Source organism: Kitasatospora sp. NPDC054795 (genome assembly GCF_053611565.1).
Genome location: NZ_JBSHAP010000012.1, coordinates 76639 through 102490 on the forward strand (window position 1 = coordinate 76639; position 25852 = coordinate 102490).

At 75.0% G+C, this 25852-nt stretch carries 25 protein-coding genes; 15 read left to right on the forward strand and 10 right to left on the reverse strand.

The annotated features are described in order from the left end of the window. Positions 1-4: 4 nt before the first annotated feature. Positions 5-1255 (reverse strand): DUF5685 family protein, encoded by a 1251-nt coding sequence (locus ACWGJO_RS06650; RefSeq protein ID WP_452182482.1) that lies wholly within the window; start codon positions 1253-1255, stop codon positions 5-7. A gap of 263 nt (positions 1256-1518) precedes the next feature. On the opposite strand from ACWGJO_RS06650, the gene ACWGJO_RS06655 reads away from it, so the two are divergent. Genes ACWGJO_RS06655 through ACWGJO_RS06665 form a run of 3 tightly spaced genes read left to right on the forward strand, consistent with a single transcriptional unit; the run spans position 1519 to position 4347 of the window. Further along, positions 1519-2082: a helix-turn-helix domain-containing protein gene (locus ACWGJO_RS06655; protein WP_380631354.1), complete on the forward strand. Its 564-nt coding sequence runs from the start codon at positions 1519-1521 to the stop codon at positions 2080-2082. After that, the gene (locus tag ACWGJO_RS06660; protein WP_452182483.1) at positions 2079-3623 is read left to right on the forward strand and encodes an MFS transporter; all 1545 of its coding nucleotides are present in this window, start codon (positions 2079-2081) and stop codon (positions 3621-3623) included. Before ACWGJO_RS06655 ends, ACWGJO_RS06660 begins: the two co-directional genes overlap by 4 nt. Positions 3624-3651: 28 nt before the next feature. Beyond that, positions 3652-4347, forward strand: a complete 696-nt coding sequence (locus tag ACWGJO_RS06665; protein WP_452182484.1) for an alpha/beta fold hydrolase — start codon at positions 3652-3654, stop codon at positions 4345-4347. A 149-nt stretch (positions 4348-4496) separates the two neighbouring features. Here ACWGJO_RS06665 and ACWGJO_RS06670 read toward each other — a convergent pair whose 3' ends face one another. Next, positions 4497-5945, reverse strand: coding sequence for a DUF2252 domain-containing protein (locus ACWGJO_RS06670; RefSeq protein ID WP_452182485.1), 1449 nt, complete (start codon positions 5943-5945; stop codon positions 4497-4499). A 223-nt stretch (positions 5946-6168) separates the two neighbouring features. On the opposite strand from ACWGJO_RS06670, the gene ACWGJO_RS06675 reads away from it, so the two are divergent. Beyond that, entirely contained in the window at positions 6169-6606 is a 438-nt protein-coding gene (locus ACWGJO_RS06675) for a ribosomal maturation YjgA family protein (RefSeq protein WP_452182486.1), read from the forward strand. Positions 6607-6618: 12 nt separating this feature from the next. Here ACWGJO_RS06675 and ACWGJO_RS06680 read toward each other — a convergent pair whose 3' ends face one another. Continuing rightward, a complete protein-coding gene (locus ACWGJO_RS06680; protein ID WP_359899372.1) occupies positions 6619-7401 on the reverse strand; it encodes an SGNH/GDSL hydrolase family protein in 783 nt (260 codons plus the stop codon). 218 nt (positions 7402-7619) lie between these two features. Between ACWGJO_RS06680 and ACWGJO_RS06685 the strand changes: the two genes are divergently transcribed. Continuing rightward, entirely contained in the window at positions 7620-8513 is an 894-nt protein-coding gene (locus ACWGJO_RS06685) for an MBL fold metallo-hydrolase (protein WP_452182487.1), read from the forward strand. Between the two features lie 286 nt (positions 8514-8799). After that, on the forward strand, positions 8800-9627 hold the full coding sequence (gene ddaH, locus ACWGJO_RS06690) for a dimethylargininase (RefSeq protein ID WP_380549444.1): 828 nt from the start codon (positions 8800-8802) through the stop codon (positions 9625-9627). A 6-nt stretch (positions 9628-9633) separates the two neighbouring features. On the opposite strand, the gene ACWGJO_RS06695 is transcribed toward ddaH, so the two are convergent. From ACWGJO_RS06695 to ACWGJO_RS06715, 5 genes are all read right to left on the reverse strand, one after another. Further along, a complete protein-coding gene (locus tag ACWGJO_RS06695) occupies positions 9634-10335 on the reverse strand; it encodes a LutC/YkgG family protein (protein WP_452182488.1) in 702 nt (233 codons plus the stop codon). Further along, positions 10332-11777, reverse strand: a complete 1446-nt coding sequence (locus ACWGJO_RS06700) for a lactate utilization protein B (protein WP_452182489.1) — start codon at positions 11775-11777, stop codon at positions 10332-10334. Before ACWGJO_RS06700 ends, ACWGJO_RS06695 begins: the two co-directional genes overlap by 4 nt. Further along, entirely contained in the window at positions 11774-12538 is a 765-nt protein-coding gene (locus ACWGJO_RS06705) for a (Fe-S)-binding protein (protein ID WP_452182490.1), read from the reverse strand. The genes ACWGJO_RS06700 and ACWGJO_RS06705 overlap by 4 nt, the downstream gene beginning before the upstream one ends. Before the next feature lie 188 nt (positions 12539-12726). Continuing rightward, positions 12727-13908 (reverse strand): globin domain-containing protein, encoded by a 1182-nt coding sequence (locus ACWGJO_RS06710; protein WP_452182492.1) that lies wholly within the window; start codon positions 13906-13908, stop codon positions 12727-12729. A 73-nt stretch (positions 13909-13981) separates the two neighbouring features. Next, a complete protein-coding gene (locus tag ACWGJO_RS06715) occupies positions 13982-14443 on the reverse strand; it encodes an RrF2 family transcriptional regulator (RefSeq protein WP_359899358.1) in 462 nt (153 codons plus the stop codon). A gap of 313 nt (positions 14444-14756) precedes the next feature. Here ACWGJO_RS06715 and ACWGJO_RS06720 point away from each other — a divergent pair, with 313 nt between their 5' ends. The 4 genes from ACWGJO_RS06720 (at position 14757) to ACWGJO_RS06735 (ending at position 17634) form a co-directional block, all read left to right on the forward strand. Continuing rightward, entirely contained in the window at positions 14757-16367 is a 1611-nt protein-coding gene (locus ACWGJO_RS06720; protein ID WP_452182493.1) for a beta-propeller fold lactonase family protein, read from the forward strand. Positions 16368-16475: 108 nt separating this feature from the next. Continuing rightward, positions 16476-17132 (forward strand): helix-turn-helix transcriptional regulator, encoded by a 657-nt coding sequence (locus ACWGJO_RS06725; protein ID WP_452182494.1) that lies wholly within the window; start codon positions 16476-16478, stop codon positions 17130-17132. After that, the gene (locus ACWGJO_RS06730; RefSeq protein WP_452182495.1) at positions 17129-17371 is read left to right on the forward strand and encodes a hypothetical protein; all 243 of its coding nucleotides are present in this window, start codon (positions 17129-17131) and stop codon (positions 17369-17371) included. The genes ACWGJO_RS06725 and ACWGJO_RS06730 overlap by 4 nt, the downstream gene beginning before the upstream one ends. Further along, the gene (locus tag ACWGJO_RS06735; RefSeq protein ID WP_452182496.1) at positions 17341-17634 is read left to right on the forward strand and encodes a hypothetical protein; all 294 of its coding nucleotides are present in this window, start codon (positions 17341-17343) and stop codon (positions 17632-17634) included. The genes ACWGJO_RS06730 and ACWGJO_RS06735 overlap by 31 nt, the downstream gene beginning before the upstream one ends. Here ACWGJO_RS06735 and nagB read toward each other — a convergent pair. Further along, complete coding sequence (nagB, locus tag ACWGJO_RS06740) at positions 17601-18383, reverse strand: glucosamine-6-phosphate deaminase (RefSeq protein ID WP_359899350.1); 783 nt, start codon at positions 18381-18383, stop codon at positions 17601-17603. The genes ACWGJO_RS06735 and nagB overlap by 34 nt on opposite strands. 287 nt (positions 18384-18670) lie before the next feature. Next, positions 18671-19078 carry a hypothetical protein gene (locus ACWGJO_RS06745; protein ID WP_452182497.1) on the reverse strand — a complete coding sequence of 136 codons (408 nt, stop codon included), beginning with the start codon at positions 19076-19078 and terminating at the stop codon, positions 18671-18673. Positions 19079-19388: 310 nt separating this feature from the next. Here ACWGJO_RS06745 and ACWGJO_RS06750 point away from each other — a divergent pair, with 310 nt between their 5' ends. From ACWGJO_RS06750 to ACWGJO_RS06770, 5 genes are all read left to right on the forward strand, one after another. After that, positions 19389-20168 carry a serine/threonine protein kinase gene (locus ACWGJO_RS06750; RefSeq protein ID WP_452182507.1) on the forward strand — a complete coding sequence of 260 codons (780 nt, stop codon included), beginning with the start codon at positions 19389-19391 and terminating at the stop codon, positions 20166-20168. Further along, complete coding sequence (locus tag ACWGJO_RS06755) at positions 20165-21694, forward strand: serine/threonine-protein kinase (RefSeq protein WP_452182498.1); 1530 nt, start codon at positions 20165-20167, stop codon at positions 21692-21694. The genes ACWGJO_RS06750 and ACWGJO_RS06755 overlap by 4 nt, the downstream gene beginning before the upstream one ends. A 91-nt stretch (positions 21695-21785) precedes the next feature. Then, positions 21786-22886, forward strand: a complete 1101-nt coding sequence (locus ACWGJO_RS06760) for a calcium:proton antiporter (RefSeq protein ID WP_359899343.1) — start codon at positions 21786-21788, stop codon at positions 22884-22886. A gap of 625 nt (positions 22887-23511) precedes the next feature. Further along, complete coding sequence (locus ACWGJO_RS06765) at positions 23512-24855, forward strand: geranylgeranyl reductase family protein (RefSeq protein ID WP_452182499.1); 1344 nt, start codon at positions 23512-23514, stop codon at positions 24853-24855. Between the two features lie 225 nt (positions 24856-25080). Next, positions 25081-25737, forward strand: a complete 657-nt coding sequence (locus ACWGJO_RS06770; RefSeq protein WP_359899340.1) for a TNT domain-containing protein — start codon at positions 25081-25083, stop codon at positions 25735-25737. The last annotated feature ends 115 nt before the right edge of the window (positions 25738-25852 follow it).

The following is a 25852-nucleotide window of genomic DNA, read 5'->3' on the forward strand; positions in this document are numbered from 1 at the left end:
CCGGTCAGCTGCAGCCGCAGTCGCACGAGCAGCAGTCGCACCCGTCGCAGCAGTCCCCGTCGCAGCACTGGCAGCAGTCGCCGCAGCCGCTGCAGTCACCGCACTCGCAGTCGTTCCGCACGCAGAAGCCCTCGCGGCGCTCGCGGCTGAACGGGTCCTCGTGGTCGCAGCAGAGCAGCTGGCAGGTGCAGGCCATCAGCGCCCACATCGCGCACCCGGCGAGCAGGTTGCGCGGGTTCGGCGGCTTCTGGCCGGGCGGGGTGAACCCCGGGCCCTGCGGCACCCACGGCGGGATCGGCGCCTGGCCGGGCGGCGTCTGCTGCGGCGGCGCCTGGTGCGGGTGCTCGCCGGTGGCGGTGCCCGCCGCGTCCGGGCGGCGGCAGGCCGCCCCGTGCCGGGCCGGTCCGAAGACCCGCTCCACCGCCCGCTCGGTCTCGTGCGCGAGCAGCACGTGCACGAGGGTGCGGTCGGCGAGTTCGACCTCGCGCAGCGCGAGCCGGATGCCGTGGACGGCGTCACGGCAGAGCCGTTCGGCCTCGGCGCGGTCGGTGCCGGTGGCGGTCAGCGGGTTCCAGGCGCCCGAGGCCGCGTCGGCGGCCTGGTCCTCGGTGGCGTCGAGGAGGTGGGCGAGCCGGCCGAACAGCCGTCCGGCCTCGGCGAGCGGGGCGGCGTTGCCGGGGCGCCCGGCGATCACGGCGGTGTGCGCGAAGGCGGCCGAGGTGGCGGTCTCGGTGGGCTCGGTGACCAGCAGGACGGACCCGCCGGGCCGCAGTGAGCGCTCCAACTCGCCCTGCCGGGAGGCCGCGTCGAGCAGCACCGCGGTGTCGAAGCCGACCGTGGAGGCGCTGCCCGCGCTCTGCCGGTCCCAGCGCCGGGTGACGGCACGGGCTCCGGCCGCGACCGGGCGGCGGGCGAAGACGCCGTCGCGGTCCTCGACGTGGTCGCGGATCTTGACCGAGGCGAGTGCCAGCGAGACGGCGGCGGCGAGCCGGGCGCCCTCGCCCTTGGCGACGGAGGCGGTCCGCATGCCGCGCAGCGGGCAGGGCCCGGCGGTGCGGCGCCAGGAGGAGTCCTCCCGGGCGGCCTGAGCCTCGACCAGCACGGAGATGATCAGACCGTCGTAGTTGGTCGCCGTTCGCGCCAGCTGCCCGTGGTCGTCCCGCAGTGCGAGGCAGAGCCCGCACAGGTGGGCCATCCAGGAAGTCTGCAGGCGCTCCGACAATCGGTGCCTGCACGGTCTGATGATGCCGAACACGCTGCTCCCCCTTGCTTCACGGGCCGCCGACCGGCCACGATCCGCCGCACATCATATGATCGGCGCCCCGTTCGGGCCGAGGCCTCGTCAAGCCCCGGAGTCCGGGCGGAGGTGACGGACGCACCTCCCCGGGGTGCGCCGCCCGACACCCGCCACTCGCCGCCCGCCCCGCCCCCTGCCCGCCGTCCTGGCTGCGCCGGCCGGCCGGAGTCGTGGGCCCGGAGCCGGTGAGATGATCTCAGATCCGGGATAGCATCGCGAATATGGGAATTGACACGGCCGCCGACGAGCGGCTGGCGCAACGGCTCGCCGAGCTGAGGCTCGAACGCGGATGGACCCTGGAGGAGTTGGCGCGGCTGGCGGACGTCAGCCGCTCGACGCTGTCCCGGGTGGAACGGGCGGAGGTCAGTCCGACGGCCGCGCTGCTCGGTCGGCTGTGCGCCGTGTACGGGCGGACCATGTCGCGGCTGCTCGCCGAGGTGGAGTCCGGCCCGGCCCGGCTGGTGCGGGCCGGGGAACAGCAGGTCTGGCGGGACGGGACGACCGGGTTCGTCCGCCGGTCGGTCTCGCCGCCGCACGGCTCGCTGCGGGCGGAGATCATCGAGGGCCGGCTGCCGGCCGGCGCGGACATCGCGTACGACCGCGCCTGTACGCCCGGCCGGGAGCACCACCTGTGGCTGTTCGAGGGGAACCTGGAGCTGACCGTGGACGGCGAGCCGCAGCCGCTCGGCCCCGGCGACTGCCTGCGCTACGTCGGCGTCACCAGCCGCTTCCGCAGCCTCGGCCCGGACGAGGCCCGGTACGCGCTGGTGGTGGTCGAGCCGTGAGCGCCGCCGCCGACCCGATAGCCGGGGAGCCCGGGAAGCCCGAGGACAGCAGGGAGCCCGAGGACAGCAGGAAGCCCGGAGGATCCGGAAGCCCCAAGGAGCGCTTCGACGCCGCCGGGCGCCGCATCCTGCTGGTCTGCGTCGCGGGCGGCTTCACCACGCTGCTCGACCAGTCCGTCCTCAACACCTCCATCCCCGCCCTGCGCGAGAGCCTGCACGCCGGGCCCGCCGACCTCCAGTGGATCGTCGCCGGCTACTCGCTGGCCTTCGGCCTCGCGCTGATCCCCGGCGGGCGGCTGGGCGACGTCAAGGGCCGCAAGTGGTTCTTCGTCACCGGCCTCGCCCTGTTCACCCTGGTCAGCCTGGTCTCCGCGACCGCCACCGAGCCCGGGGTGCTGATCGCCGCCCGGCTGCTCCAGGGCGCGGGCGCCGGCCTGGTCAACTCCCAGATGATCGGCACCCTCCAGGACGTCTTCGACGGCCAGCTGCGGGCCCGCGCCCTCGGCATGTACGCCGTCACCGGCGGCCTCGCCTTCGCGCTCGGCCCGCCGATCGGCGGCGCCGTGCTGGCCCTGGCCGGCCCCGAGAACGGCTGGCGGCTGACCTTCCTGCTCAACGTCCCCTTCGGCCTGGCCACCGTCGCCCTGGCCGCCCGCCACCTGCCGAAGCCCCGCCCCAGCGCGCGCGGCGCCAACCTCGACCTCCTCGGCCTGCTGCTGGTCGGGGCGCTCACCCTCGCCCTGATGCTGCCCTTCGTCCGGCCGCCCGGCTGGACCGGCTGGCTCGCCTTCGCGGCCACCGCCCTGCTGCTGCTCGGCGCGCTCGCCTGGTGGCAGCGCCGCTACGCCCGGGCCGGCGGCCGGCCGCTGATCCACCCGGCCCTCACCCGCTCCGCGCCGTACGCGCTCGGGACGGCCACCGCGATGGCCCAGTTCGGCTCCTCGCTCGCGGCCTCGCTGGTCCTGACCATGTTCCTGCAGGACGGCCTCGGCCTGTCCCCGATGGGCGCCGCGCTGGTCGCGCTGCCCTCCGCCGTGGCCATGGGCACGGCCTCCGCGCTCGCCTGGCGGTTCGTCCAGCGCTACGGGCGGCGCACCGTCACCGCCGGGATGGTCGGCTCGGCGCTCGCCATGCTGCTCAGCGGGCTGCTCGCACACTGGGCGCCCGCCGCCGTCCTGCCCTGGCTGCTGGCGCTGCTGCAACTGCTCGGCGGCGCCTCGGTCGGACTGATGGGCTCCACCAACCAGGCGTTCGTGCTGCGCCACGCGCCCGCCGAGGCGGCCGGGGTGAGCGGGGCGATCCTGCAGATGGCGCAGCGGATCGCGGCGGCCGTCGCGATCTCGGCCCTGTCCGGGGTCTACCTGCGGGAGACCGCCGGCGGTGGCGGGCACCGCTCGGCCTTCCTGACGGCGAGCACGGTGTGCGCCGCGGTGGCCGGTCTCGCCGTCCTGGCCTCGGTGTTCGCCGGCCGCGCCGCGGCCCGGGAGCAGCGCGGGGGCGAGCCGGTCGCGATCCGCCGAGGGCGAACGCCGGTCCGCTAGCCGGTGGTCCGTGCGTACCGTGGCGGGCATGATCGACGCCGTACGGAACCTGACTGTGGACCTGCCCGGGGTGACGCTCGCCTACCGGGAGAGCGGACGCCCCGGCGGCCCTCCCCTCGTCCTGCTGCACGCCCTCGGCGAACGCGCCGCCGACTGGGCGCCCGTCCTGCCCGGGCTCGCCCCCGGCCACCACGTGTACGCGCTCGACCTGCGCGGCCACGGCGGCAGCTCCCGCACCGCCGCCTACTCGCTGGAGGCGATGCGGGACGACGTGCTGGCCTTCCTCGACGCCCTCGGACTCGCCCGCGTCGACCTGGTCGGCCACTCGATGGGCGGCGCCGTCGCCTACCTGCTCGCCCAGGCCGCGCCGGAGCGGATCGACCGGCTGGTCCTGGAGGACATCCCCGCGCTGTACCCGCGCCCGGCGAGCGCGCTGCCCGAGGATCCGGACCCGGACGTGCACTTCGACTGGGCGATGGTCCGGGCGGTCAGGGCCCAGCTGGACGACCCCGACCCGGCCTGGCGGGCGGGGCTGGCGAGGATCACGGCCCGCACCCTGGCGGTGGCCGGCGGCCCGGCCAGCCACATCCCGCAGGAGCGGATCGCCGAACTCGCCCGGCTGATCCCGGACTGCCGCCTGGTCACCGTCGAGGCCGGGCACCTGGTGCACGGTGCCCGGCCCGCCGAGTTCGTCGCCGCGGTGGCGCCGTTCCTGGCCCGCTGAGCCGCAGGGCCGGTGAGCCGCCGGCCTGCTGAGCCGCCGGCCTGCTGAGCCGCCGGCCCGCTGAGCCACAGGCCCGGTGAGCCGCCGGCCCGCTGAGCCACAGGCCCGGTGAGCCGCCGGCCCGCTGAGCGGGGCCGCGGCCGGGTGGGTCAGACGCCGTGCTCGACGGGCAGCCGCCCGTTGCGCACCGCCGTCAGCAGGTCGGCGTGGTCGGCCTCGGTGCGGTCCGCGTAGGCGACCGCGAAGGCGGCGACCGCCTCGTCCAGGGTCTCGCCCTTGCCGCAGTACCCGGCCAGCAGGCCCGGGTCGGCGGTGTGGGAGTGCGCCCGGGCCAGCAGGGCGCCGGTGATCCGGGCGTAGTCGTCCAGCTGGGACGGCTGCAGGGCGGCCGGGTCGACGCTGCCCTTGCGGTTGCGGAACTGCCGCACCTGGTAGGGGAGTCCGTCGACCGTGGCCCAGCCCAGCAGGGTGTCGCTGACCACCTGCATGTGCTTCTGCCCGAGCACCACCCGGCGGCCCTCGTGCCCGTCCGGCACGGACCGCGGCCCGGCCGGCAGGTACGGCAGCAGCGCGGAGGGACGCGCCTCCTTCACCTGCAGCACCAGCGGCTGGTCCCGGTGGTCGGTGAGCAGCACCACGTACGAGCGGGTGCCCACGCTGCCGGTGCCCACCACCCGGAACGCCACGTCCTGCACCCGGTAGCGGGACAGCAGGGTGCGCACCTCGGCCGGCACCGTCTCGACGTACGGGCCGAGGGCGTGCGCGACGGCGCGGGCGGTCGCGTCGGTCACCTCGGTGAGCACCGGGGGAGCGGCCGTGAAGCGCCAACCGCCGTCCGCGGTGCGGGCGGTGCTGCGGGCGGCGAACCGCGCGCTGGTGTTGCCGAGCGCCTTCGCGCCGACCTTGCGCAGCACCTCGGCGAGGTCGTGCGCCTCGGCGAAGGAGACCAGCTGCTCGTCCGCGATGGCGTTCCAGGCGTCCAGCCCGGGGAGTTTGGCGAGCGTGCGCACCGTCCGGCGGTAGGAGCCGGCCGCGTGCTGGGCGGCCCCGCGCGCGGTGCTCTCGCTCGCCCCGGCCTCGCGGGCGGCCAGCACCAGGCTGGCGGCCAGCCGCTTGAGGTCCCACTCCCAGGGGCCGGGAACGGTCTCGTCGAAGTCGTTGATGTCCAGCACGATCTGGCCGCGGGCGTCGCCGTACAGGCCGAAGTTGGCGGCGTGCGCGTCCCCGCAGAGCTGCGCGCCGACCCCGGTGACCGGGGTGCCCGCGAGGTCGGCGGCCATCAGCCCGGCCGACCCGCGCAGGAACGCGAACGGGCTCGCGGCCATCCGGCCGACCCGGATCGGTACCAGCCGGGCTATTCGGCCCGTGTTGGAGGTCTCCAGCGCGGAGACGGCGGTCGGCCGGTCGGGCGCGGGCGCGAACTCCGCGTGCCGCTCCCGGGGCACCCTCGCCCGCAGCTCCTTGCCGCGCTCCCGCGCCCTCCCGTCCTGCGCCGGGGCGAACCCGGCCACCGCGAACCCGCGCCGGGTCCGCTCGTCCCGCCCCGCCGTCGGCCCCGACCGATCCTCGGCCGCCTCGGCCCCACCCGCGTGCGCCACTTGTCCCGCCCGTCCCTTCCGGTCCTCATCCCGCCCGCGACCTGCGCGGACGTTTGTCGGGGGGAGTGACGTGCGGCGTCGCGCGGTGGTTCCGGGGGAAGGGGGTCCGGTTGCGGGGCGCAGGTGGCGCGGGTCGGAATCGGGCGAGGAGCAGCGCGTGTGGGTTCCGGGGGCGGTGGGAGGCCGGGGCGGAGCGCGTGCGGCGCGGGGTAGCGTGGGGCGAATGAACGATCTTGGGGGGAAGGGCCTTCGGGTGCGCCTGGCGGCAGGAGCCGCCGCCGCGCTGACCGTGGCGGCCGGGCTGGGGGTGCGGGCGGCGCTGGGCGGGGACCTCGCCAAGGACGCCGGGGACGCGCTCTACACCGTCCTGCTGTACGCCCTGCTCGTGCTGGCCGCGCCGGGGCTGCGCCCCGGCCGGGCCGCCGTCCTGGCCGCCGCGCTGAGCTGGGCCGTGGAGCTGTTCCAGCTCACCGGCCTGCCGGACGCCTGGGGGCGGCACAGCGTCCTGGCCCGGCTGGTGCTGGGCTCGACCTTCAACCCGCCGGACCTGTTCTGGTACCTGGTCGGCGCGGGCTGTGCCGGAGCGCTCCACCGGCTGCTGCGGACCTCCCGAGTCGCAGCGGCCGGCGGAGCCGTTCGGTGGAGCCGTCCGGCGGAGTGAGCCGACGGACCGTCAGAGCGGAAGCAGCTCCGGCCGCTTGGGCTCGACGTGGTCGCCCGAGGACTCGCCGCGCAGGCGCCGGCCGACCCAGGGCAGCAGGTGCTCGCGGGCCCACTGGATGTTCTCCCGCCGCTGGTCGGCGGGGGTGAGCACGCGGGCGTCCGGCCACGGGGCCTCCGGGTCCTGCGCGGTGCGCAGGCCCAGCGAGCGGGCGGCCAGCAGGGCGACCCGCTGGTGGCCCTCGGGGGACAGGTGCAGGCGGTCCTCGCTCCACGCGCGGCGGTCCTGCACCGCGCGCAGCGACCACAGGTCGGCCACCTGGCAGCCGTTGCGGTCGGCGACGGCGCGCACGTGTCCGTTGTAGGTGGCGATCTTGCCGCGCAGGTGCTTCAGCAGCGGCACGTCCTTGGTGTCGAAGCCGGTGCAGACGAGCACCGTCCCGGCGTTCTCGGTGAGCTGGACGACGGCGGCCTCGAAGCGTCCGGCCACCTCGTCCGGGTCGCTGCCCGGCCGGAGGATGTCGTTGCCGCCCGCGCAGAAGGTGACCAGGTCGGGCTGGAGACGGCGGACCTGCGGCACCTGCTCGGCGGTGATCTGGTCCAGCAGCCGGCCGCGCACGGCGAGGTTGGCGTAGCGGAAGTCGCCCGGCGGGCGTCCGTCGGCGAGGATTCCGGCGAGCCGGTCGGCCCAGCCGGCGAACCTGCCGTCGATGCCGGGGTCGTTCAGACCCTCGGTGAAGCTGTCCCCGAGGGCGGCGTACGAATCGAGGTCAAGGGTCTCCTGGAGATTCGGCATGAAAGAGATAGTTCACCTAATCAAGTGACCTACGCCACCGTAGGTGACCCCGGCGGCACGTGAGATGGGCCACGTACCCGCACCGGGCGCTCCCGCCCGCAGAGACCCGGTCCCCGGAAAGCACAAGATCGGCACCCCCTTCCGCTTTCCGGCCCGTCCGGCGGATGCTCGAAGGGAGCGGCCGGCTCCGGCCGCAGTCCTCCTGGGGGAAGGCATCCATGACCACCGACCCGCGCCCCGGCCCGCCCGAGAACTGGTCCATCGACGACCGCTGCACCAACTGCGACGCCGCCCGGCAGCTCGCGCCCGGCCTGGTCCGCGAGCACGACGGCCGCTCCGAGCTGGTCCGCCAGCCGCGCGACGCGGCCGAGCGCCGACAGCTGCTCGCCACCGCCCACGCCTGCCCGACCCGCTCCATCCGCCCCGGCACCGGGCCGCTGGACCCGGCCGAGGACCCTTTCCCGCTGGCCCTCGCCGACGACCTGCTGCTGCTCGGCCACAACTCCCGCCGCATCGCGGGCGCCAACTCCTACCTCTGCCGCCGCCCGACCGGCTGGGTGATGGTCGACACGCCGCGCTACAGCGAGGCCCTGGCCGCCCGGTACGCCGCGCTCGGCCCGGTCACCGACGTCCTGCTCACCCACCGCGACCACGCCGCGCACGGCCGGGCGTACGCCGACCGCCTCGGGGCCCGGCTCTGGATCCACGAGGGCGACCTGGAGGCCGCCCCCGACGCCGACCGGGTGCTGCGCGGCACCGGGCCGACGGAGGTCTCGCCCGGCCTGGTCGCCCACCCGTTCCCCGGCCACACCCGGGGCAGCGTGCTCTACCTCGCGGACCAGCGGTACTGCTTCAGCGGCGACAGCCTGTACTGGTCCCGCACCACCGGGGACATCGAGGTGGCGGAGTCGGTGACCTGGTACTCGATCGAGGAGCTCGCCGCCTCGCTGCGGCGCGGCCTCGGCGTACTGCGCTTCGAGTGGCTGCTGCCCGGCCACGGCGGGCGGCGCCGGATGTCCGCAGAGGAGGCGGACCGCCGGCTGCGGGCGCTGGCGAAGCGGTGCCGGGAGCTACGGCCCGGGCCGGTGGACTTCGGCGCGGTCCGCTGGTAGCCGGGATCCACGGGCAGGGCGGTCCGTCGGGGCGGCCGGGGTCCACGGGCAGGGCGGTCCGTCGGGGCGGCCGGGGTGCACGGGCGGCGCGGCCCGCCCGCGGGCGCCGGAGGGCCGGTGCGCCGGTGCCTGCGCCGGGTGCGCGGGGGCGTGCGACCGCCGGGAGCGCCCGCCCGGGTGTGCGAACGGTTCCGCCGGGGCAGCCGCCTTGGGAACGAAGGTGTTCGGCCTCGCGAACCCCGAACTCCGTGCGACGAACTCCCCGCGATCCAAGGATGGTTGAGTCATGCTCACGCAGACACCGGAGCGCCAGGCCCGGCCGCGGCGCTACCTGATGTGCCGGCCGACGCACTTCACCGTGGACTACGCGATCAACCCGTGGATGGACCCGTCCCAGCCCACCGACACCGCGCTCGCCCTGCGCCAGTGGGAGCGGCTCTACTGGACGTACCGCCGGCTCGGCCACACCGTCGAGCTGATCGACCCGGTGCCCGGCCTGCCCGACATGGTGTACGCCGCCAACGGTGCCACCGTGCTGGACGGCCGGGCCCTGGTCGCCACCTTCCGCCACCCGGAGCGGGCCGCCGAGTCGGAGGCCTACCTGGCCTGGTTCCGCGAGCACGGCTACCGCGAGGTGCGCCGGGCCGGGCACGTCAACGAGGGCGAGGGCGACCACCTGGTGGTGGGCCGCCGGGTGCTCGCCGGGACGGGCTTCCGCACCTCGCGCGCCGCGCACGCCGAGGCCGGGGAGCTGTTCGGCGTCCCGGTGGTCAGCCTGACCCTGGTCGACCCGCGCTTCTACCACCTGGACACCGCGCTGGCGGTGCTCGCCGACGACCACGTCATGTACTACCCGGAGGCGTTCGACGCCGACAGCCGCTCGGTGCTGCGCGCGCTGTACCCGGACGCGGTCCTCGCCGACCGGGCCGACGCCGAGGTGTTCGGGCTCAACGCGGTCTCGGACGGCCGCCGGGTGCTGCTGCCGGAGGCGGCCAAGAACCTGGCCGGCCGTCTGGCCGAACACGGCTACCAGCCGGTCCCGGTGGACGTCTCGGAGCTGCTGAAGGGCGGCGGCGGGGCGAAGTGCTGCACCCTGGAGCTCAGGCCGCGGTGACCCGCCCTACCCGGCGTCCCGTTCCGCCGCCGTGACCAGCAGCACCTCCAGGGTGCGCGGCCCGTGCACCCCCTCCACCCGGTCCAGTTCGATGTCGCTGGTGGCGGACGGCCCCGAGATCCAGGTCTGCGGGCGCACCGGATCGAGCCGCGGCAGGGCGAGCGGCACCGAGGCGACGACCTGCTCCGGCGCCCGCACCACGCAGACGTGGTGGTCGGGGACGAGCGAGAGCAGCCGCCGGCCCTGACCCGGACCGGCGTCCAGCACGATCGTCCCGGTCTCGGCGACGGCCAGCGCGCAGCCGGTCACCACGCTGTCCGCGGAGTCCAGCCGGGCGGCGGTGGGCGTCCCGTCGTCCGGGAGGAGCGTGACCCCCTCGGCCTCGGCGGTGGCGAGCCAGCCGGGCGGCAGACCGGCCGGCACCACGACCGTCCGGCTGCCCCGCCCGACCAGCAACCGGGCGATCAGCCGCGGCAGTTCGTCCTCGCGGCAGCGGTGCACCAGGGCCCGGTAGTCGGCCAGGTTGCGGTGCAGCAGGTCGAGCAGCGCCGCCGGGTCGTCCGTCGGCACGTGCGCCGTCAGGTAGTCGCGGGGCGGCGGCTGTTCGGCCATCCCGGCGGTGTCGCCGAGCGCGGCCCGGATCCGGCCGAGGATCAACTCCCGCGAGCCGGAAGGGCTGCCGGATCGCGTGCGGTCGGGTGCGGTCATGTGCGGTTCCTCCGCCACCAGTCGCGGAACGGTTCGGCGGGCACCTCCGGCAGGTCCCGGCTGTCGGTCCAGGCCCGCCCGGGCCCGGGCAGCCGGCGCGGGTGCAGTGCGCGGGTGCGCCCGGCCAGTCGCTCGGCGGCGGTGAGCGCCGCGGGGTGGTCCAGCACGAAGCCGGCCGCCGCCATCGCCGCCCGCTCCAGGGGGTGTCCGCCCTGCTCGACGACCCGCTCGCGCAGGTGCACCAGCACCTCGGGGATGTCGATCGCCACCGGGCAGACCTCGTAGCAGGCCCCGCAGAGCGAGGAGGCGTACGGCAGCGAGGCGTCCACCGCGCTCGCGGTGCCGCGCAGTTGGGGTGTCAGGACGGCACCGATCGGCCCCGGGTAGACCGAGCCGTAGGCGTGTCCGCCGGCCCGCTCGTACACCGGGCAGACGTTGAGGCAGGCCGAGCAGCGGATGCAGCGCAGCGCCTGGCGGCCGACCGGGTCGGCGAGCGCGGCGGTGCGGCCGTTGTCCAGCAGCACCAGGTGGAACTCGGACGGGCCGTCGCCCTCGGTCGTCCCGGTCCACAGCGAGGTGTACGGGTTCATCCGCTCGGCGGTGGAGGAGCGGGGGAGCAGCTGGAGGAAGACCTCCAGGTCCCGCCAGGTCGGCACGACCTTCTCGATGCCGACCACGGAGATCAGGGTCCGCGGCAGGGTGAGGCACATCCGGCCGTTGCCCTCGGACTCGACCACCACCAGGGTGCCGGTCTCGGCGACCATGAAGTTGGCGCCGGAGACGGCGACTTCGGCGCGCAGGAACTTCTCCCGCAGGTGCAGCCGGGCGGCCTCGGCGAGTTCGGCGGGGGAGTCGGTGAGGCCCGTGGGCGCCGGGCGGCCCCAGGAGGCCATCCGGTCGGCGAAGATCTCCCGGATCTCGGCCCGGTTGCGGTGGATCGCCGGCACCAGGATGTGCGAGGGCCGGTCGTCGCCCAACTGCACGATCAGTTCGGCGAGATCGGTCTCGTAGGCGGTGATCCCCTCGGCCGCCAGCGCCTCGTTGAGCTCGATCTCCTGGGTGGCCATCGACTTGACCTTGACCACCTCCGTCCGTCCGGTGGCCCGGACCAGCCCGGCGACGATCCGGTTGGCCTCCTCGGCGTCGGCGGCCCAGTGCACGGTGCCGCCGGCCGCCGTGACGGTCTCCTCCAACTGGACCAGGTAGCGGTCGAGGTGGCGCAGCGTGTGGTCCTTGATCGCCTTCCCGGCGGCGCGCAGCTCCGCCCAGTCGGCGAGTTCGGCGACGGCCCGGGCCCGCTTGTCCCGGATGGTGCGGGTGGCGTGCCGGAGGTTGGCGCGCAGCCCCTCGTCCCGTACGGCCCCGGCGGCGGCCTGCGGGAAGGCGGGCATGCCGAGGTAGGTGCCGGCCGGGTTCCCGGTCCGCTCGCTGCGCGCGCTCATGCGGACGGCCTCCAGGGGTGCTCCTCGGTACTGGCCAGGATCTCCGCCAGGTGCAGCGGTCGCAGGGGCGCCCCGGTGCGGCGCAGGGTGCCGCCGAGGTGCAGCAGGCAGGAGTTGTCGGCGCCGCAAAGAACCCGGGCGCCGGTGCCGAGCGCGTTGGCGAGCTTGTCCTCGGCCATGGCCGCCGAGACCGCCGCGTTCTTGACCGCGAAGGTGCCGCCGAAACCGCAGCACTCCTCGGCCCCGGGCAGCTCGACCAGTTCCAGGCCCTCGACGGCGCCGAGCAGCCGGCGCGGGCGCTCTCCGAGGCCGAGCAGGCGCAGGCCGTGGCAGGACGGGTGGTAGGTGACGGTGTGCGGGAAGTACGCGCCGACGTCCTCGACGCCGAGCACGTCGGTGAGGAACTCGGTCAGTTCGACCACCCGGGGCACCAGGCCGGTGGCCAGGTCGGCGAGTTCGGTGCCCCGGCCCTCGGCGGCGGCCCGGGCGCCGATCCGAGGGTAGTTGTCCCGGACCATCGCCACGCAGGAGCCGGAGGGCGTCACCACGTGGTCGTACCCGGCGAAGGCCTTCGCGGTCCGCCGGACCAGCGGCTCGCAGGCCCTGCGGTAGCCGGTGTTGTACTGCGGCTGACCGCAGCAGGTCTGCCCGGCGGGGAAGTCCACCGTCACGCCGAGCCGTTCCAGCAGCCGGACGGTGGCCACCGCGGTGGCGGGGAACAGCGCGTCGTTGACGCAGGTGGCGAACAGCGCGACCCGCATCCGGGCTCCCTTCTGCCGAACTCCCGCCGGACGTACCGGTGTACGGACGTGCGGAGGGCGCCGGAAGCCGAACGGCACCGGGTTGCTCGTGATCGTACCGAGCGGACCGGTGCCGCGGGGGGACCCCGGCCCGGGACCTCGGCCCCGGGCCGGGCTTCAGGGCCTCGGGGCCTCGGGGCCTCGGGGCCTCAGGCACCGAGCCAGAGGTCCGGGCCGAACACCTCGTAGTGGATGTCCGCCGCCGGGACGCCCGCGGTCAGCAGCTGCTCGCGGACGGCGCGCAGGAAGGGGAGCGGGCCGCACAGGTAGGCGGTGGTGCCGGCCGGGACCTCGACGCTGGAGAGGTCCACCAGGCCGGTGCGCTCGGCCGGCCACTCGCCGAGCGGCTGCTCGTAGAAGACGTGCGAGGTGGCGTTCGGCAGCGTGCCGGTGAGCCGTGCCAGCTCGGCCCGGAAGGCGTGGCTCAGCTGGTCGCGGTCGCCGTGCACGGAGACGATCCGCCGGGTGGAGCCGGTGGTGGCCAGGTGGTCGAGCATGGCGGTCATCGGGGTGTTGCCGATGCCGGCGGAGGCGAGCAGTACCGGCCCGTCGCCGTCGGCCAGCGCGATGTCGCCCAGCGGGGGCGCCAGGTCGATCGGGTCGCCGGCCTTCAGGTGGTCGTGCAGGTGGCCGGAGACCTCGCCGCCGTCCTCGCGCTTGACGCTGAAGCGCAGCGCGCCGTCGGCGCCGCCGGAGAGGCTGTACTGGCGGATCTGGTGGGCGCCGTCGGCCAGTTCGGTGCGTACGGAGACGTACTGGCCGGGGCGGAAGGCCGGCACCGGACGGCCGTCGGTCGGGCGGACCAGGTAGGTGGTGACGGCCTCGGTCTCCTGGACGCGGGCGACCACGGTGCAGGGGCGCCACAGGTCGGCCGGGTCGCCGCCGGCGGCGGCCTCGGCGCGCAGCCGGTCCTCGACGGCGATCAGCGCGTTGGCCATCAGCCAGTAGACCTCGTCCCAGGCGGCGGCGACCTCGGGGGTGACGGCCTCGCCGAGCACCTCGACGATGGCGGCGAACAGGTGCTCGTGGACGATCTTGTACTGGTCGTCGGCGATGCCGACGGAGACGTGCTTGTGGGCGATGCGGGCGAGCATCGCGTCCGGCCGCTGGTCCGGGTTGGCGATCAGGGCGGTGGCGAAGGCGGCTATCGAGCCGGCCAGGGCCTCGCGCTGGCTGCCGTTGGCCTGGTTGCCCCGGTTGAAGAGGTCGCGCAGCAGCTCCGGGTGCGCGGCGAACATCCGGTCGTAGAAGCGCGGGGTGATGTCCCCGATGGCGGCGCCCACGACGGGCAGGGTGGCCTCGATGACCTCGGCGGACTTCGCGGACAGCATCAGACGACTCCTTATTGGTATCTGAGATTCGCATTAAAGGCCGCAAAGAGGTGCGCGGCCCCGGGTGGGCTGATCAGCCGGTGGGTCCGGCGGTGTCAGGGGGTCCGGTGGTGAGGCTGAGCAGGACCGGTCCGGTGGGGGAGGCCACCAGGTCGGCGACGGAGAGGTGGTCGAGCGCCGCGAAGAACGCCTCCTGGGCGTTCCGCAGCGCCCCGCGCAGCCGGCACGCGGCCCGCAGCGGGCACGGCGGGTCGTCCTCGCAGCCGACCACGTCGCCGACCCCCTCCAGCTCCCGCAGCAGCAGTCCGAGCGAGCCGGTGCGCCCGGCGAAGGTGAGCATCAGCCCGCCGCCGCGACCGCGCCGGGCCTCCACCACCCCCAGGTGCTGCAGCCGGCTGACCACCTTCGCCGCGTGGGTGTACGGCACACCGACCGACTCGGCCACCTCGCGGGTGGTCGGGTTGTCGCCCTCGCCCAGGACGGCCAGTCGCATGGCGATCCGCAGGGCGATGTCGGTGCTCTTGGTCAGCCTCACGTTCGGAACGCTACCGAATACGACTCTCCAACTCCAATTTTCTGCACGACTCCGACCGAGACCGTGGTCACGTTGCCCTCGGGGAGGCGGATGCCGGGCCTGGCTGTGTCGCGCTGCGATCGGATCTGAACATTTGGCGACATTAGCAGTCACTCCCTGACGGAAAGTCAGAGAGGCTCCTACGCTTCCCCCTGCTCCGAACACCACCACATCCGCACCACCCGTACGTGCCGAGCGGCTGGAGAGATCCATGAGAACACTCCGCACATCCCGTGCACCCCGCATACCCCGCGCATTCCGTGCCCGGACGGCCGTGGCCGCGACAGTCGCGACCACGGCCGCACTGCTGTCGCTGCCCGCGACGGCCGAGGCCGTCACGCCGCCGCCGGCCGTCGCCGCGCACGTGGCGGTGGCGCCCTACCCGGCGGGCGTCGCGCTGACGCCGGACGGCGGCCACGCCTACGTGACCAGCCAGAGCGGCGGCGCCGTCAGCGTGCTGGACACCGCGACCAACACCGTGTCCGGCACCTTCACCGCCGGGAGCGGCTCCTACGCCGTCGCCGTGTCGCGCGACGGGCACCGGGCCTACCTGACGCACCACCTGGACAACACCGTCAGCGTCGTGGACACCGCGACCAATTCCGTCACCGCGACCGTCCCGGTCGGCGCCCAGCCCTGGGGCCTCGCCCTCGCGCCGGACGGCTCCCGGGCCTACGTGAGCAACGCCGCCGCCAACACGGTGAGCGTGCTGGACACGTCGTCCGGCACCGTGACCGCGACCGTGCCGGTCGGCGCCGAACCGCACGGGCTGGCCGTCTCCGCGGACGGCGCGCGGCTGTACGTCGCCGCCTCCGGGGACAAGGCCGTCACCGTGGTCGACACCGTGAGCGGCACGGTGAGCGGCACCGTCGCGGTCGGCCACGGAGCCTTCGGGCTCGCGCTCAGCCCGGACGGCACCCGGCTGTGGGCCGCCGACGGCGACGACGGCACCGCCGCGGTGATCGACACCGCGGCCGGCACGGTCCTCGGCACCGTCGCGGTCGGCTCCGGCCCCTACGCCGTGACCCTCTCCCCGGACGGCGCGGCGGCCTACGTCTCCAACTACGCCGACAGCACCCTGAGCGTGGTGGACACCGCGAGCCGGACGGTCACCGCGACCGTCCCGGTGGGCGCCGCTCCGTACAGCCTGGCCCTGACCGCCGACGGGCGGCGCGGCTACCTCGCCGACTTCACCGGCAACTCCGTCGACGTGGTGGACTTCCCGCTGCCGGTGCCGGACGTGACCGCGATCAGCCCCAACGGTGGCTCCGGGACGGGCGGCACCACGGTGACCGTCACCGGCACCGACCTGGCCGGCGCCACCGCCGTGACCTTCGGCGCGGCCGGCGCCGCGGCCTCGTTCAGCTGCACCCGGACCAGCTGCACCGCGACCGCCCCCGCGACCACCGTCACCGGGCCCGTGGACGTGCGGGTCACCGGGCCCGGCGGCACCAGCGCGGCCGTCGCCGCCGACCGCTTCACCTATACCGCCCCCGCCGCCCACCTGGGCGTCGCGCTCACCGCGACCCCGGTGGCCGGGCTGCTCTCCAGCCGGGTCGACTACACCGTCACCCTCACCGGCCAGGGCCCCGACCCGGTCGCCGCGGCCACCGTCACCGCCGACCTGCCCGCCGGACTGACCACGACCTCCGGCGACTGCACCGTCGCCGCCGGGAAGCTCAGCTGCGCGCTGACCGCGCCACTGGCCAAGGGCGCGAGCACCACCCGGCACTTCTCGGTCGGGGTCGGCCTGTTCTCGCTGCTCCGCAGCTGGGACGTCACTGTGGCCCGCACCGCCGGCGCGCCCGCCGACCCGTCGCCCGCCACCAGCCGGGCCACCCGCAGCTGCTCCGCGATCCTGGGGCTGCTGATCACCTGCAAGTAGCGCCCGCCGCGCACGGGCAGCCGCACCGGGCCCCGCCGAGATCCTTCGGCGGGGCCCGGTGCGCAAAAGGTCTGGACGAAGCGTCCGGCCCGGACGTACTGTCCGATCATGCCTGTGGAAAACCCCGACCCACGCGTGGCGACGTGGTCCCCGGTCTGCCGCGCCGTGGCCCTGCTGCTCGGCCCGTACGCCGAGGTGGTGCTGCACGACACCGCCACCGACCGGGTCCTCGCCATCTGGAACCCGATGACCCCGCGGGCCCCCGGCGACCCCTCGCTGCTCGGCGAACTGGACGGGATCGACCCCTCCGCCCCCGACGTCTACGGCCCCTACGAGAAGCTGCTGCCCGACGGCCGGCGGCTCTCCTCGGTCAGCGCCGTGCTGCGCGACGAGACCGGAAAGCCGACGGCGGTGCTCTGCGTCAACCTCGACCGGGGCCCGCTGGAGCAGGCCGCCGCCCTGCTGGCCGGCTTCGCCGCCCCCACCGCGCCGCGCCCCGAACCGCTCTTCGAGCGCGACTGGACCGAGCGGATCAACGACGTGGTCGGCGGGTACGTCCGCGACCGGGGCCGCCCGTTGGAGCGGTTCACCCGCGAGGACCGGCTCGCCGTCCTGACCGAACTCGACCGGGCCGGGGTGTTCGCCGTCCGGCGCGCCGTCCCGGTCGTCGCCACCGCGCTGCGGATCTCCCGCTCCACCGCGTACAGCCTGCTCGCCGAGCTCAAGCAGCACCCGGCGGGCCCCGCCAAGGAGTACCACCAGTGACCCGGCTCGCCGACTTCCGGCTCGAAACCCACTTCTCGCACCGGGAGTTCACCGCCCGGTACCACCTCACCGCCTCCGACGCGCAGACCATGACGATGGCCGAACTGCTCGCCCTGGCCGGTCCCGAGGACCGCGAGGCCTGGGCACCCTGGCCCTCGGCTGCACCGAGACCTTCGGCGACCCCGGGCTGCGCCGCGCCGTCGCCGGGATGTACGAGCAGGTCGGCGAGGACGACGTGATCTGCTTCGGCGGCGCCCAGGAGGGGCTCAACCTCGCCGTGCAGGTGCTGCTCGAACCGGGCGACCACGCGTTGGTGCTGACCCCCGGCCACCAGTGCGCCGAGACCGTTCCGCTCTCGCTGCGCGAGGTCACCGGAGTCGCGCCGGACGCGAAGCGGCCGGGGCGCCGGCCACCGAGGGGAGTCGGCGGCCGGCACCCCGGCCCGTCAGGGGTGCCGCCCGGGAGTGGTCAGAGCTTCTGCCAGGCCGGCTTGGCCGCGTAGGTGTCGCGGAAGTAGTCGGCGAGCTTGAGGCGGGAGGCGGCCGCCTCGTCCACCACCACGGTGGCGTGCGGGTGCAGCTGGAGCGCCGAGGCGGGGACGACCGCGGACAGCGGGCCCTCGACGGCGAGCGCGACGGCCTCGGCCTTGGCCTCGCCGGTGGCGAGCAGCACCAGGTGGCGGGCCTCCAGGATGGTGCCGATGCCCTGGGTGATGACGTGGTGCGGGACCTCGTCGATGCTGTCGAAGAAGCGGGCGTTGTCCACCCGGGTCTGCCGGGTGAGGGTCTTGATCCGGGTCCGGGAGGAGAGCGAGGAGCAGGGCTCGTTGAAGCCGATGTGGCCGTCCGTGCCGATGCCGAGCAGCTGGAGGTCGACGCCGCCGGCCTCGGCCAGCGCGCGGTCGTAGGCGACGGCCGCCGCGGCGATGTCGGACGCGTTGCCGTCCGGGCCCAGGAAGGAGTCCTCGGTCAGGCCGAGCGGCTCCACGACCTCGCGCAGCACCACCGACCGGTACGACTCGGGGTGGCCGGCGGGCAGGCCGACGTACTCGTCCAGCTGACAGATGCGCGCCTCGGCGGCGTCCAGTCGGCCGTCGCGGACCCGCTCGGCCAGGGCCTGGTAGATCGGCAGCGGGGTCGAGCCGGTCGCGACGCCGAGCAGGGCGTCGGGCTTGTCGGTCAGCAGATCGGTGATCGCCGCGGCGATGAGGTCGCCGGCCGCACGGGCGTCAGGGACGATCACGATTTCCATACTGGGTCCACCGTTCTGAGGCGAGTCTGAGGTCTAGACCTCCGAGGTCTAGACCAGTTTGCCGTGAAGGGGTGCCCCAGGTCCACCCGGGTCCGACTGGCGGGCGATCTTCCGCCCCTGCCCGTTCTGCCAGGTGGGAACGGCCGGGGCCGGCCGTCGGGGGATGTCCCGACGGCCGGCCCGGTGCTCGTGTCCTCTACGGCTTCCCGCTCACCGGTCGTCCGGACGGCTGCCCGGTCGTACGGACGGAGTGGGTGGGCGGGTGCGGCGCCTCGGCGGCCCCGCGGTCAGAACGGGTTGGTACAGGTGGTGACCTGCTGGGCGACGTCCAGCGCGGGGCCGGCGGTCGCGCAGATCACGCGGGGGCCGGTGGCGGTCACCCGCGGGGTGACCGCCTCGGCGGAGCCGAACTGCACGGTGGTCGCGGAGGCGACCGTCCTCCACGGGCTGCCCCAGGCGGCCTGGGTGCGGATCTCGACCCGAACCAGCGTCAACTGGCCCCGGTCGGCGCTGACCCGGGCGACACCCACGATGCCCTCGCCGTCGGCCTGGTGCGAGACGCAGGGCCGGTTGAGCACCGCGGCGCAGGCCGCGCCGTCGGTGCCGGACGTCGCCGCGGCCGCTGTGGCCGGGGCCGCCGACAGGCCGGCTATCCCTGCCGCCGCCATGACTGCAGCTGCGATCCGAGCGCGCATGATGCGAACCTCCTTGGAAATTAAGGGAATCTCACTCCTTGAGATGAGTCTTGCACATATTGTGAACTCGGCGCGTGTGCGTTGCGTCACACTCATGGTGACGGTTCAACTACATCCTGCAACCATTCGCCACCCGTTCAGCACGCGGACAACTCCAGTCCTGGCGGACGATCAGTTCATCGGGAAGCGGCGGGTGACATCGGCAACCCGCCCACGGCCCGGCGGGGTTGGCGATTCCCCCGGTGCCCCACTCGCCCATCCGGGTGGCGGGTTGCCCCCGGGGGCGAATCGGACGGATAGCATCGACCCGATCCCACGGAGGTGCCGCGTCGACACGGTCATCGTGCAACTTCCCGGCCCGGGGCCCGAGGTGGCGCCCGGCGAAACCCCCGGCCTGCTGCGGATGGGCCCGGGCGAGACCGCGGTGTTCGGGCGCGGGGAGCCCGGCCGGCCGGTCCCCATCCCGCTGCCCGACCAGGGCGTCTCCCGCCGGGCGGGGGAGGTGGTCGCGGCCGAGGACTACTGGCGGCTGTCCAACTTCAGCACCTCGGCCACCTACGTGGTGGAGAACCTGGAAGGCGCGGGGGAGCACGTCAAGGTCGCGCCCGGCCGGATCGGCGCGCCCGTCCCGTTCGAACTCTCCCGGGTGCTGCTGCCCGCCCTCGGCGGGCCCGCCGTCTTCAAGGTCTTCGCCCCGCAGCACGCCTACCTCGACGGCCGGCCCGCCGGCGCCGAGGGCGAGCGCACCGTCAGCCCGTTCGCCCTGGACCCGACCGCCAAGTACTTCCTGGTCCTGCTCGCGCTCTGCGAGCCCAGACTGCGCTCGCCCTCGGCCGCGGCCGTCCCCGGGGTGACCGAGGTGCTCGCCCGGCTGCGCGCCCTGCCCGGCTGCCGCGGACTGAGCCGCTCGGCGGTCAACTACCACATCGACTACCTGGTGGCGACCAAGCTGCGGCTGCGCGAGCCGTACGAGGAGGGCCCTGGCGGCGGAAAGCGCGAGGAACTGGTGGCGCTGGCGCTGAGGTTCGACCTCGTCCGGGAGGAGCACCTCGCGCTGCTCCCGCCCCGGCGCCCGGCCGCCCGGCCGTGACGCCCGCCGCCCCGCCCGGGCCGGAGTCCGAGCCGCCCGGCGGCGGGACCGCGCCCGGTGGCCCGCCGTTCGAGGTCCCGGCGGGTTACCCGATCGCCGGCTACCGCCTCGGCGCCTTCCTCGGCGCGGGCGCCTGGGGCAGCGTGCACGCCGCCGAGGGCCCCGACGGCGGCCCGGCCGCCGTCAAGATCCTCGGTGCGGCCCGGTTCAGCCCCGGCCAGCGCCGGACCGTGGCCCGGATGGCCCGCAGCGAGCAGCGCTTCAGCCGCCGCGCCGACCATCCCCACCTGATCCGCACCTTCGCCGTGGCCACCGTCGAGGACCCGGACCACCCGGCGCTCGACGGTGCCGTCGCCCTGGTGATGGAACGCGCCGCCCGCAGCCTCCAGGACCTGCTGGCCGAGGCCCGCCCCGGTACGGCGGTGCCCGGCGCCGAACGCATCCTGACCGAGGTCTGCGCCGGGCTGACCCACATGCACCGGGCCGGCTGGGTGCACGGGGACCTGAAACCGGCCAATGTCCTGCTGATGCCCGACGGCACCGCCAAGATCGCCGACTTCGGCCTCACCGCCGAGCTGGAGGGCACCCACGCCTACGCCCCTCCGCTCGGCTCGCCCGACCACGTCCCGCCCGAGTGGTGGTCCGAGCGCACCGGCGCCCGCGGCGTCGCGGTGCGCCCCAGTGCCGACGTCTGGGCCTTCGGCGTGATCGCCCACCAGCTGCTCACCGGAGGCCTGCACCCCTTCCTCGGCGCGACCGCCCGGGCCCGCTCGCTGGCAGCCCAGGCGTACGCGCGGGGCGCCGCGCCGCTGCGGCTGGACGAGGCGCTGCCGGCGCGCTGGCGGCCCGTGGTCACCGCCTGCCTCGCCCCCGGACGGGAGGAGCGGACCCGGATCGGGCTGGCCCTGCTGGTCGCCCGGGCCGCCACCCCGCCGGGCCGGCGCCGCCGCGCCGCCGTCCGGGCCGGTGCGGGCCTGCTGGCCTGCGGGCTCGCCGTCCTCGCCCTGACCGGCGGACCGGAGCCGGGCGGGCCGGGCGCCGCCCACCGCGCGGTGCCCCCGCCGCCCGGTGCGATCCCGGCCGGCTCGGACGTCCCGCCGGCCTACCGGGGAATGATCGAGACCGCGGCGCGGCGCTGCCCCGAGCCGGAGGTCACCCCCGTGCTGCTGGCCGCCATGCTGAGGGCCGAGAGCGGCTTCGATCCGAACGCGGCCCGCCCGGAAACCGGCGAGTACGGCATCGCGATGTGGACGCCCTCGGTCTTCGAGGCCTGGGGCAAGGCCGCCACCCACCCCGGCGCCAAGTCGTACTGGGACCCGGGCGACGCGATCGCCGCGATGGGCAACTACGTCTGCTGGCTCGACCAGCAGATAAAGCACCGCGGCCTCACCCGCGACCTGCCCGCCCTGGTCGCGGCGGCCTACCGCACCAGTGACAAGACCGTGGTGGCCGCCGGGGGCGTGCCGGAGCGGGTGCGGCGCCATGTCGACAAAGTGCTTCAGTACCTTCGCGACTACGGAGGGTGATGGAGCGAAAGGGGATGGGTTATGCCACATCCCTACGAATCCCGGCGCGGGCACCCGGGTGACGGGCCTTCGGTCTGGGATCCTCGGCGGCATGATCACGAAGCTCCGCGCGGCCGTCGCGCAATGGACCGTCGTCGTTCCGGTGGTGTCGTTCCTCGTCCTCGCCCTGACCTGGCACAAGGAACTGCCCGGCTGGGTGGTGGCGGTGGTCGCCTGCTTCCTGGTGGGCGCCGTACTGTCCGCCGTGCACCACGCCGAGGTCATCGCGCACTGGTCGGGGGAGCCGTTCGGGTCACTGGTCCTCGCGGTGGCGGTCACCGTGATCGAGGTCGCGCTGATCGTGACGCTGATGGCCGACGGCGGGGACAAGTCCTCCACGCTGGCCCGGGACACCGTCTTCGCCGCCGTGATGATCACCTGCAACGGCATCCTCGGACTGTCCATCGTGGTCGCTGCCGTCAAGTACCGGACCGCCGTGTTCAACGCGGAGGGCACCGGCGCCGCGGTCGCCTGCATCGCCACCCTCGCGACCCTCAGCCTCGTGCTGCCGACCTTCACCACCAGCTCGCCCGGCCCGCAGTTCTCCACCACCCAGCTCACCTTCGCGGCCACCGCCTCGCTGGTGGTGTACGGGCTGTTCGTGGCCACCCAGACCATCCGGCACCGGGACTACTTCCTGCCCGTCACCCCCGAGGGCCGGGTGCTGGACGAGGAGGAGCACGCCTCCCCGCCGACCGTCCGGGCCGCCGGGGTCAGCCTGCTGCTGCTCGCCGTCGCCCTGGTGGCGGTGGTGGGCCTGGCCAAGGGCGTGTCGCCGACCATCGAGAAGGCGGTGGACGACGCCGGGCTCCCGCACGCGGTCGTCGGCGTGGTGATCGCCCTGATGGTGCTGCTGCCGGAGACCATCGCGGCGCTTCGCGCGGCCGTCCGCAACCGGGTGCAGACCAGCCTCAACCTCGCCCTCGGCTCGGCGCTCGCCAGCATCGGCCTGACCATCCCGGCGGTCGCGATCGCCTCCAGCTGGCTCTCCGGCCCCCTCGTACTCGGCCTCGACCCGGCGCACATGGTGCTGCTGACCCTGACGATCATGCTGCTCACCCTGACGGTCATCCCGCGCCGGGCGACCCCGCTCCAGGGCGCGGTGCACCTGGCGGTGCTGGCGGGGTACGTGGTGCTGGCGTTGAACCCGTGAGGGCCCGCCATCCGTAGTCCGGAGTGGAAGCCCCTGGCCCGTTCCCCCGTGCGGCCAGGGGCTTCCGGCGTTCCCGGGGCCGGACCGCGCGGACCGCGTGGGCCCGGTGTGGCTGGTGTGGCCAGCAGGGCTGGTGGGACTGGTGGGGCTGGTGGGGCCATGGGTGAACCCGTGGGGCGGCGGCGGCCGTGGTACCGGGTGAGGGTCCCCGGGCCGCCCCCGTGGCCGGGGCCCCTCGTCGAATCCGGTGCGACCGCCGGTGAACCCCCTGGCCAGGGGGTGCGCACCGTGGAACGACAAGGAGCCCCTGGTCCCGCAGCTGCTCGCGGGCCAGGGGCTCAATGGCGCCGCGGCCCGGCCGCGGCGCGCCCCGCAGGTACTCGATCGCCCGCTTGTCATGGTGCCGAGCGGCCCGAGCGGCCCGAGCGGCCCGAGCGGCCGACTCCGCTCCCCGGTCCGGTGGGTGAACCCGGACGGCCGTGGTGGCCGGTATTGACCGGTTCGCGGCGGCGGCCTGCGTGTCGGGGCGGCGGGCGGGTGCCGGGGTTCTCTATCGTCCGTCCGGAACCGCCCAGTCCGAGGAATCCGTCGCGAGTACAGCCGATCCGACCCGTGGGAGAGTGCGATGCCCGGCCCAGAGCAGACCGTCCGACCCGAGCGGACCGTCCGGCCCGAGGAGACCGACAGGGACGAGGAGGCCGTCCGGGCCGCGGAGAGCGCCGACGTCATCGTGGTCGGCGCCGGACCGGCGGGCTCCACCGCCGCCGCCCACCTCGCCCGGACCGGGCTGGACGTCCTGCTGCTGGAGAAGTCCGCCTTCCCGCGCGAGAAGGTCTGCGGCGACGGCCTCACCCCGCGCGCCGTCAAGCAGCTGACCGACCTCGGCATCGACGTCTCCGAGGACGCCGGCTGGCTGCACAACCGGGGCCTGCGGCTGATCTCCGGGCGCCGCTCGCTGGAGTTCGACTGGCCCGAGCTCTCCGCCTACCCCGGGTACGGACTGGTCCGGCGCCGTGCCGACTTCGACGAACTGCTCGCCCGCAAGGCCGCCTCGGCCGGTGCCCGGCTGGTCGAACGCGTCACTGTGACGGGCCCGCTGCTGGACGAGCGGACCGGCCGGATCACCGGCGTCACCGCCAGGTCGGGGGAGGAGCGCCGGCCGGTCGCCTACCGGGCCCCGGTCGTGGTCGCCGCCGACGGCAACTCCACCCGGCTGTCGGTGGCGATGAAGCGCTACCGCCGTACCGACCGCGCGGTGGGCGTCGCGTACCGGACGTACTTCACCACCCCGCGCCATGACGACCGCTACCTGGAGGCCTGGCTCGACCTGCGCGACCCCGACGACCCGGCCCGGGGCCTGCTGCCCGGCTACGCCTGGGTGTTCGGCATGGGCGACGGCACCGCCAACGTCGGCCTCGGGGTCCTCGACACCGCCGGGACCGAGGTGGACTGGCGGGAACTGCTGCGCCGCTGGTGCGACGGCCTGCCCCCGGAGTACGGCTACACCCCCGACGGGGTCACCGAGCCGATCCGCGGCGCCGCCCTGCCGATGGGCCTCAACCGCCGGCCCCACTACGCCGACGGCCTGCTGCTGGTCGGCGACGCGGGCGGCACGGTCAGCCCGGGGACCGGCGAGGGCATCGCCTACGCGATGGAGTCCGGCCGGTTCGCCGCCGAGACCATCGTCCAGGCCCTCGCCCGCCGCACCGACCGCGGCCGCGAACTCGCCCTGCGCGCCTACCCGCAGGCGCTGCGCTCCGCGTACGCCGGCTACTTCGCGCTCGGCCGCCTCGCCGCCGACCTGCTGGGCCGCCCGAAGCTGCTCGGCGCGGCCGGGGCCGCCGGGCTCGGCCACCCGGCGCTGCTGAAGGTGGCGTTCCGGCTGATGGTCAACCTGACCGAGCCGAACTCCAAGGACGCCCTCGACCGGCTGCTCCACCTGCTCGGGCGGGTCGCCCCGGGGAAGTGACCCGGGGAGGTGACCCGGTGGCGCCGGGCCGCCCATCCTCCTGGACGGGAGGCCCCGCTGTCCCGGGTTCGGCGGAATCCGCGCAGTCGAACGAGCAGTCGTACGGATCATATTGACGAATGATCAGAAGATCCGATTGCCTGGTGTCGAACCAGCCACGGAGGGTGAGTACAACGCCCCTCCGTGGCTCCCTTTTCGACCGCTGACCCGTTCGACGGAGACACCGTGCGCCTTCGCCTTCGCCTGCTCGTCGCGCCGCTCGCCGCGGCCGCCGCCCTCACCGCCGTGAGCACCCCCGCCGCCCTCGCGGCTCCGGCGGCCACCCCCTCCGACCAGTGCTCCGCCGCCTTCCACCACGACGACGCCCGCCTCGGCCCCGCCGACCTCCCGACCACCGGCCCGGTCGGCCGCCAGCTCGCCGGCTACCAGCGCACCGGCGGTGCGAGCGACCAGACCTTCCTGGCCCAGTACTACGACCCGGCCGGCAACGGCGGCAAGGGCGGCTGGATCTACCCGCCGGCCGACGGCTACGTCACCCTGCCCGACGGCAGCCCGATCGAGTTCGACCTCACGCTGTACCCGAACCAGAACATCGACCGCTACGGCAGCGAGTACGGCGCCTACCTCGCCCCCGAGGGCCTGCCCTACGCCAACCGCGCGCTCCCGCCGCAGAGCCTGGACAGCAACCCGCCGGCCGCCTGCAACTACCACGACTACAAGGTGGTCAAGGCCTTCACGGTGCACGCCGGCCCGATCGCGCCGTGGTTCAACCAGCCAGGCTGGGGCCTCCAGTACCAGCTCGACGGCGCCCTGCTGCCCGGCGGCCCGGCCAGGCCGAACGTGCTCTGGCTGGTCGAGAACGGCTACCTGGCCCGGATCTGACCCCGCTCCGGGCCCGGGGGGGGACACACCCCCGCGAAGCCGCCGGGCGGGCCGGCGCCCGGCAAATTAAAAGTCCGGCCCCGCGGAGGCGGGACACGAAGAAGAGAATTTCAAA

What these genes read in the sequence shown, in the direction of transcription:
- ACWGJO_RS06760 (WP_359899343.1), top strand. Translation starts at nt 21,786, where the DNA reads ATGATCACGAAGCTCCGCGCGGCCGTCGCGCAATGGACCGTCGTCGTT.
- ACWGJO_RS06745 (WP_452182497.1), bottom strand. Translation starts at nt 19,078, where the DNA reads ATGCGCGCTCGGATCGCAGCTGCAGTCATGGCGGCGGCAGGGATAGCC.
- ACWGJO_RS06655 (WP_380631354.1), top strand. Translation starts at nt 1,519, where the DNA reads ATGGGAATTGACACGGCCGCCGACGAGCGGCTGGCGCAACGGCTCGCC.
- ACWGJO_RS06765 (WP_452182499.1), top strand. Translation starts at nt 23,512, where the DNA reads ATGCCCGGCCCAGAGCAGACCGTCCGACCCGAGCGGACCGTCCGGCCC.
- ACWGJO_RS06680 (WP_359899372.1), bottom strand. Translation starts at nt 7,401, where the DNA reads ATGCCGAATCTCCAGGAGACCCTTGACCTCGATTCGTACGCCGCCCTC.
- ACWGJO_RS06710 (WP_452182492.1), bottom strand. Translation starts at nt 13,908, where the DNA reads ATGCTGTCCGCGAAGTCCGCCGAGGTCATCGAGGCCACCCTGCCCGTC.
- ACWGJO_RS06700 (WP_452182489.1), bottom strand. Translation starts at nt 11,777, where the DNA reads ATGAGCGCGCGCAGCGAGCGGACCGGGAACCCGGCCGGCACCTACCTC.
- ACWGJO_RS06695 (WP_452182488.1), bottom strand. Translation starts at nt 10,335, where the DNA reads ATGACCGCACCCGACCGCACGCGATCCGGCAGCCCTTCCGGCTCGCGG.
- ACWGJO_RS06735 (WP_452182496.1), top strand. Translation starts at nt 17,341, where the DNA reads ATGTACGAGCAGGTCGGCGAGGACGACGTGATCTGCTTCGGCGGCGCC.
- ACWGJO_RS06705 (WP_452182490.1), bottom strand. Translation starts at nt 12,538, where the DNA reads ATGCGGGTCGCGCTGTTCGCCACCTGCGTCAACGACGCGCTGTTCCCC.
- ACWGJO_RS06665 (WP_452182484.1), top strand. Translation starts at nt 3,652, where the DNA reads ATGATCGACGCCGTACGGAACCTGACTGTGGACCTGCCCGGGGTGACG.
- ACWGJO_RS06675 (WP_452182486.1), top strand. Translation starts at nt 6,169, where the DNA reads ATGAACGATCTTGGGGGGAAGGGCCTTCGGGTGCGCCTGGCGGCAGGA.
- nagB (WP_359899350.1), bottom strand. Translation starts at nt 18,383, where the DNA reads ATGGAAATCGTGATCGTCCCTGACGCCCGTGCGGCCGGCGACCTCATC.
- ddaH (WP_380549444.1), top strand. Translation starts at nt 8,800, where the DNA reads ATGCTCACGCAGACACCGGAGCGCCAGGCCCGGCCGCGGCGCTACCTG.
- ACWGJO_RS06725 (WP_452182494.1), top strand. Translation starts at nt 16,476, where the DNA reads ATGCCTGTGGAAAACCCCGACCCACGCGTGGCGACGTGGTCCCCGGTC.
- ACWGJO_RS06685 (WP_452182487.1), top strand. Translation starts at nt 7,620, where the DNA reads ATGACCACCGACCCGCGCCCCGGCCCGCCCGAGAACTGGTCCATCGAC.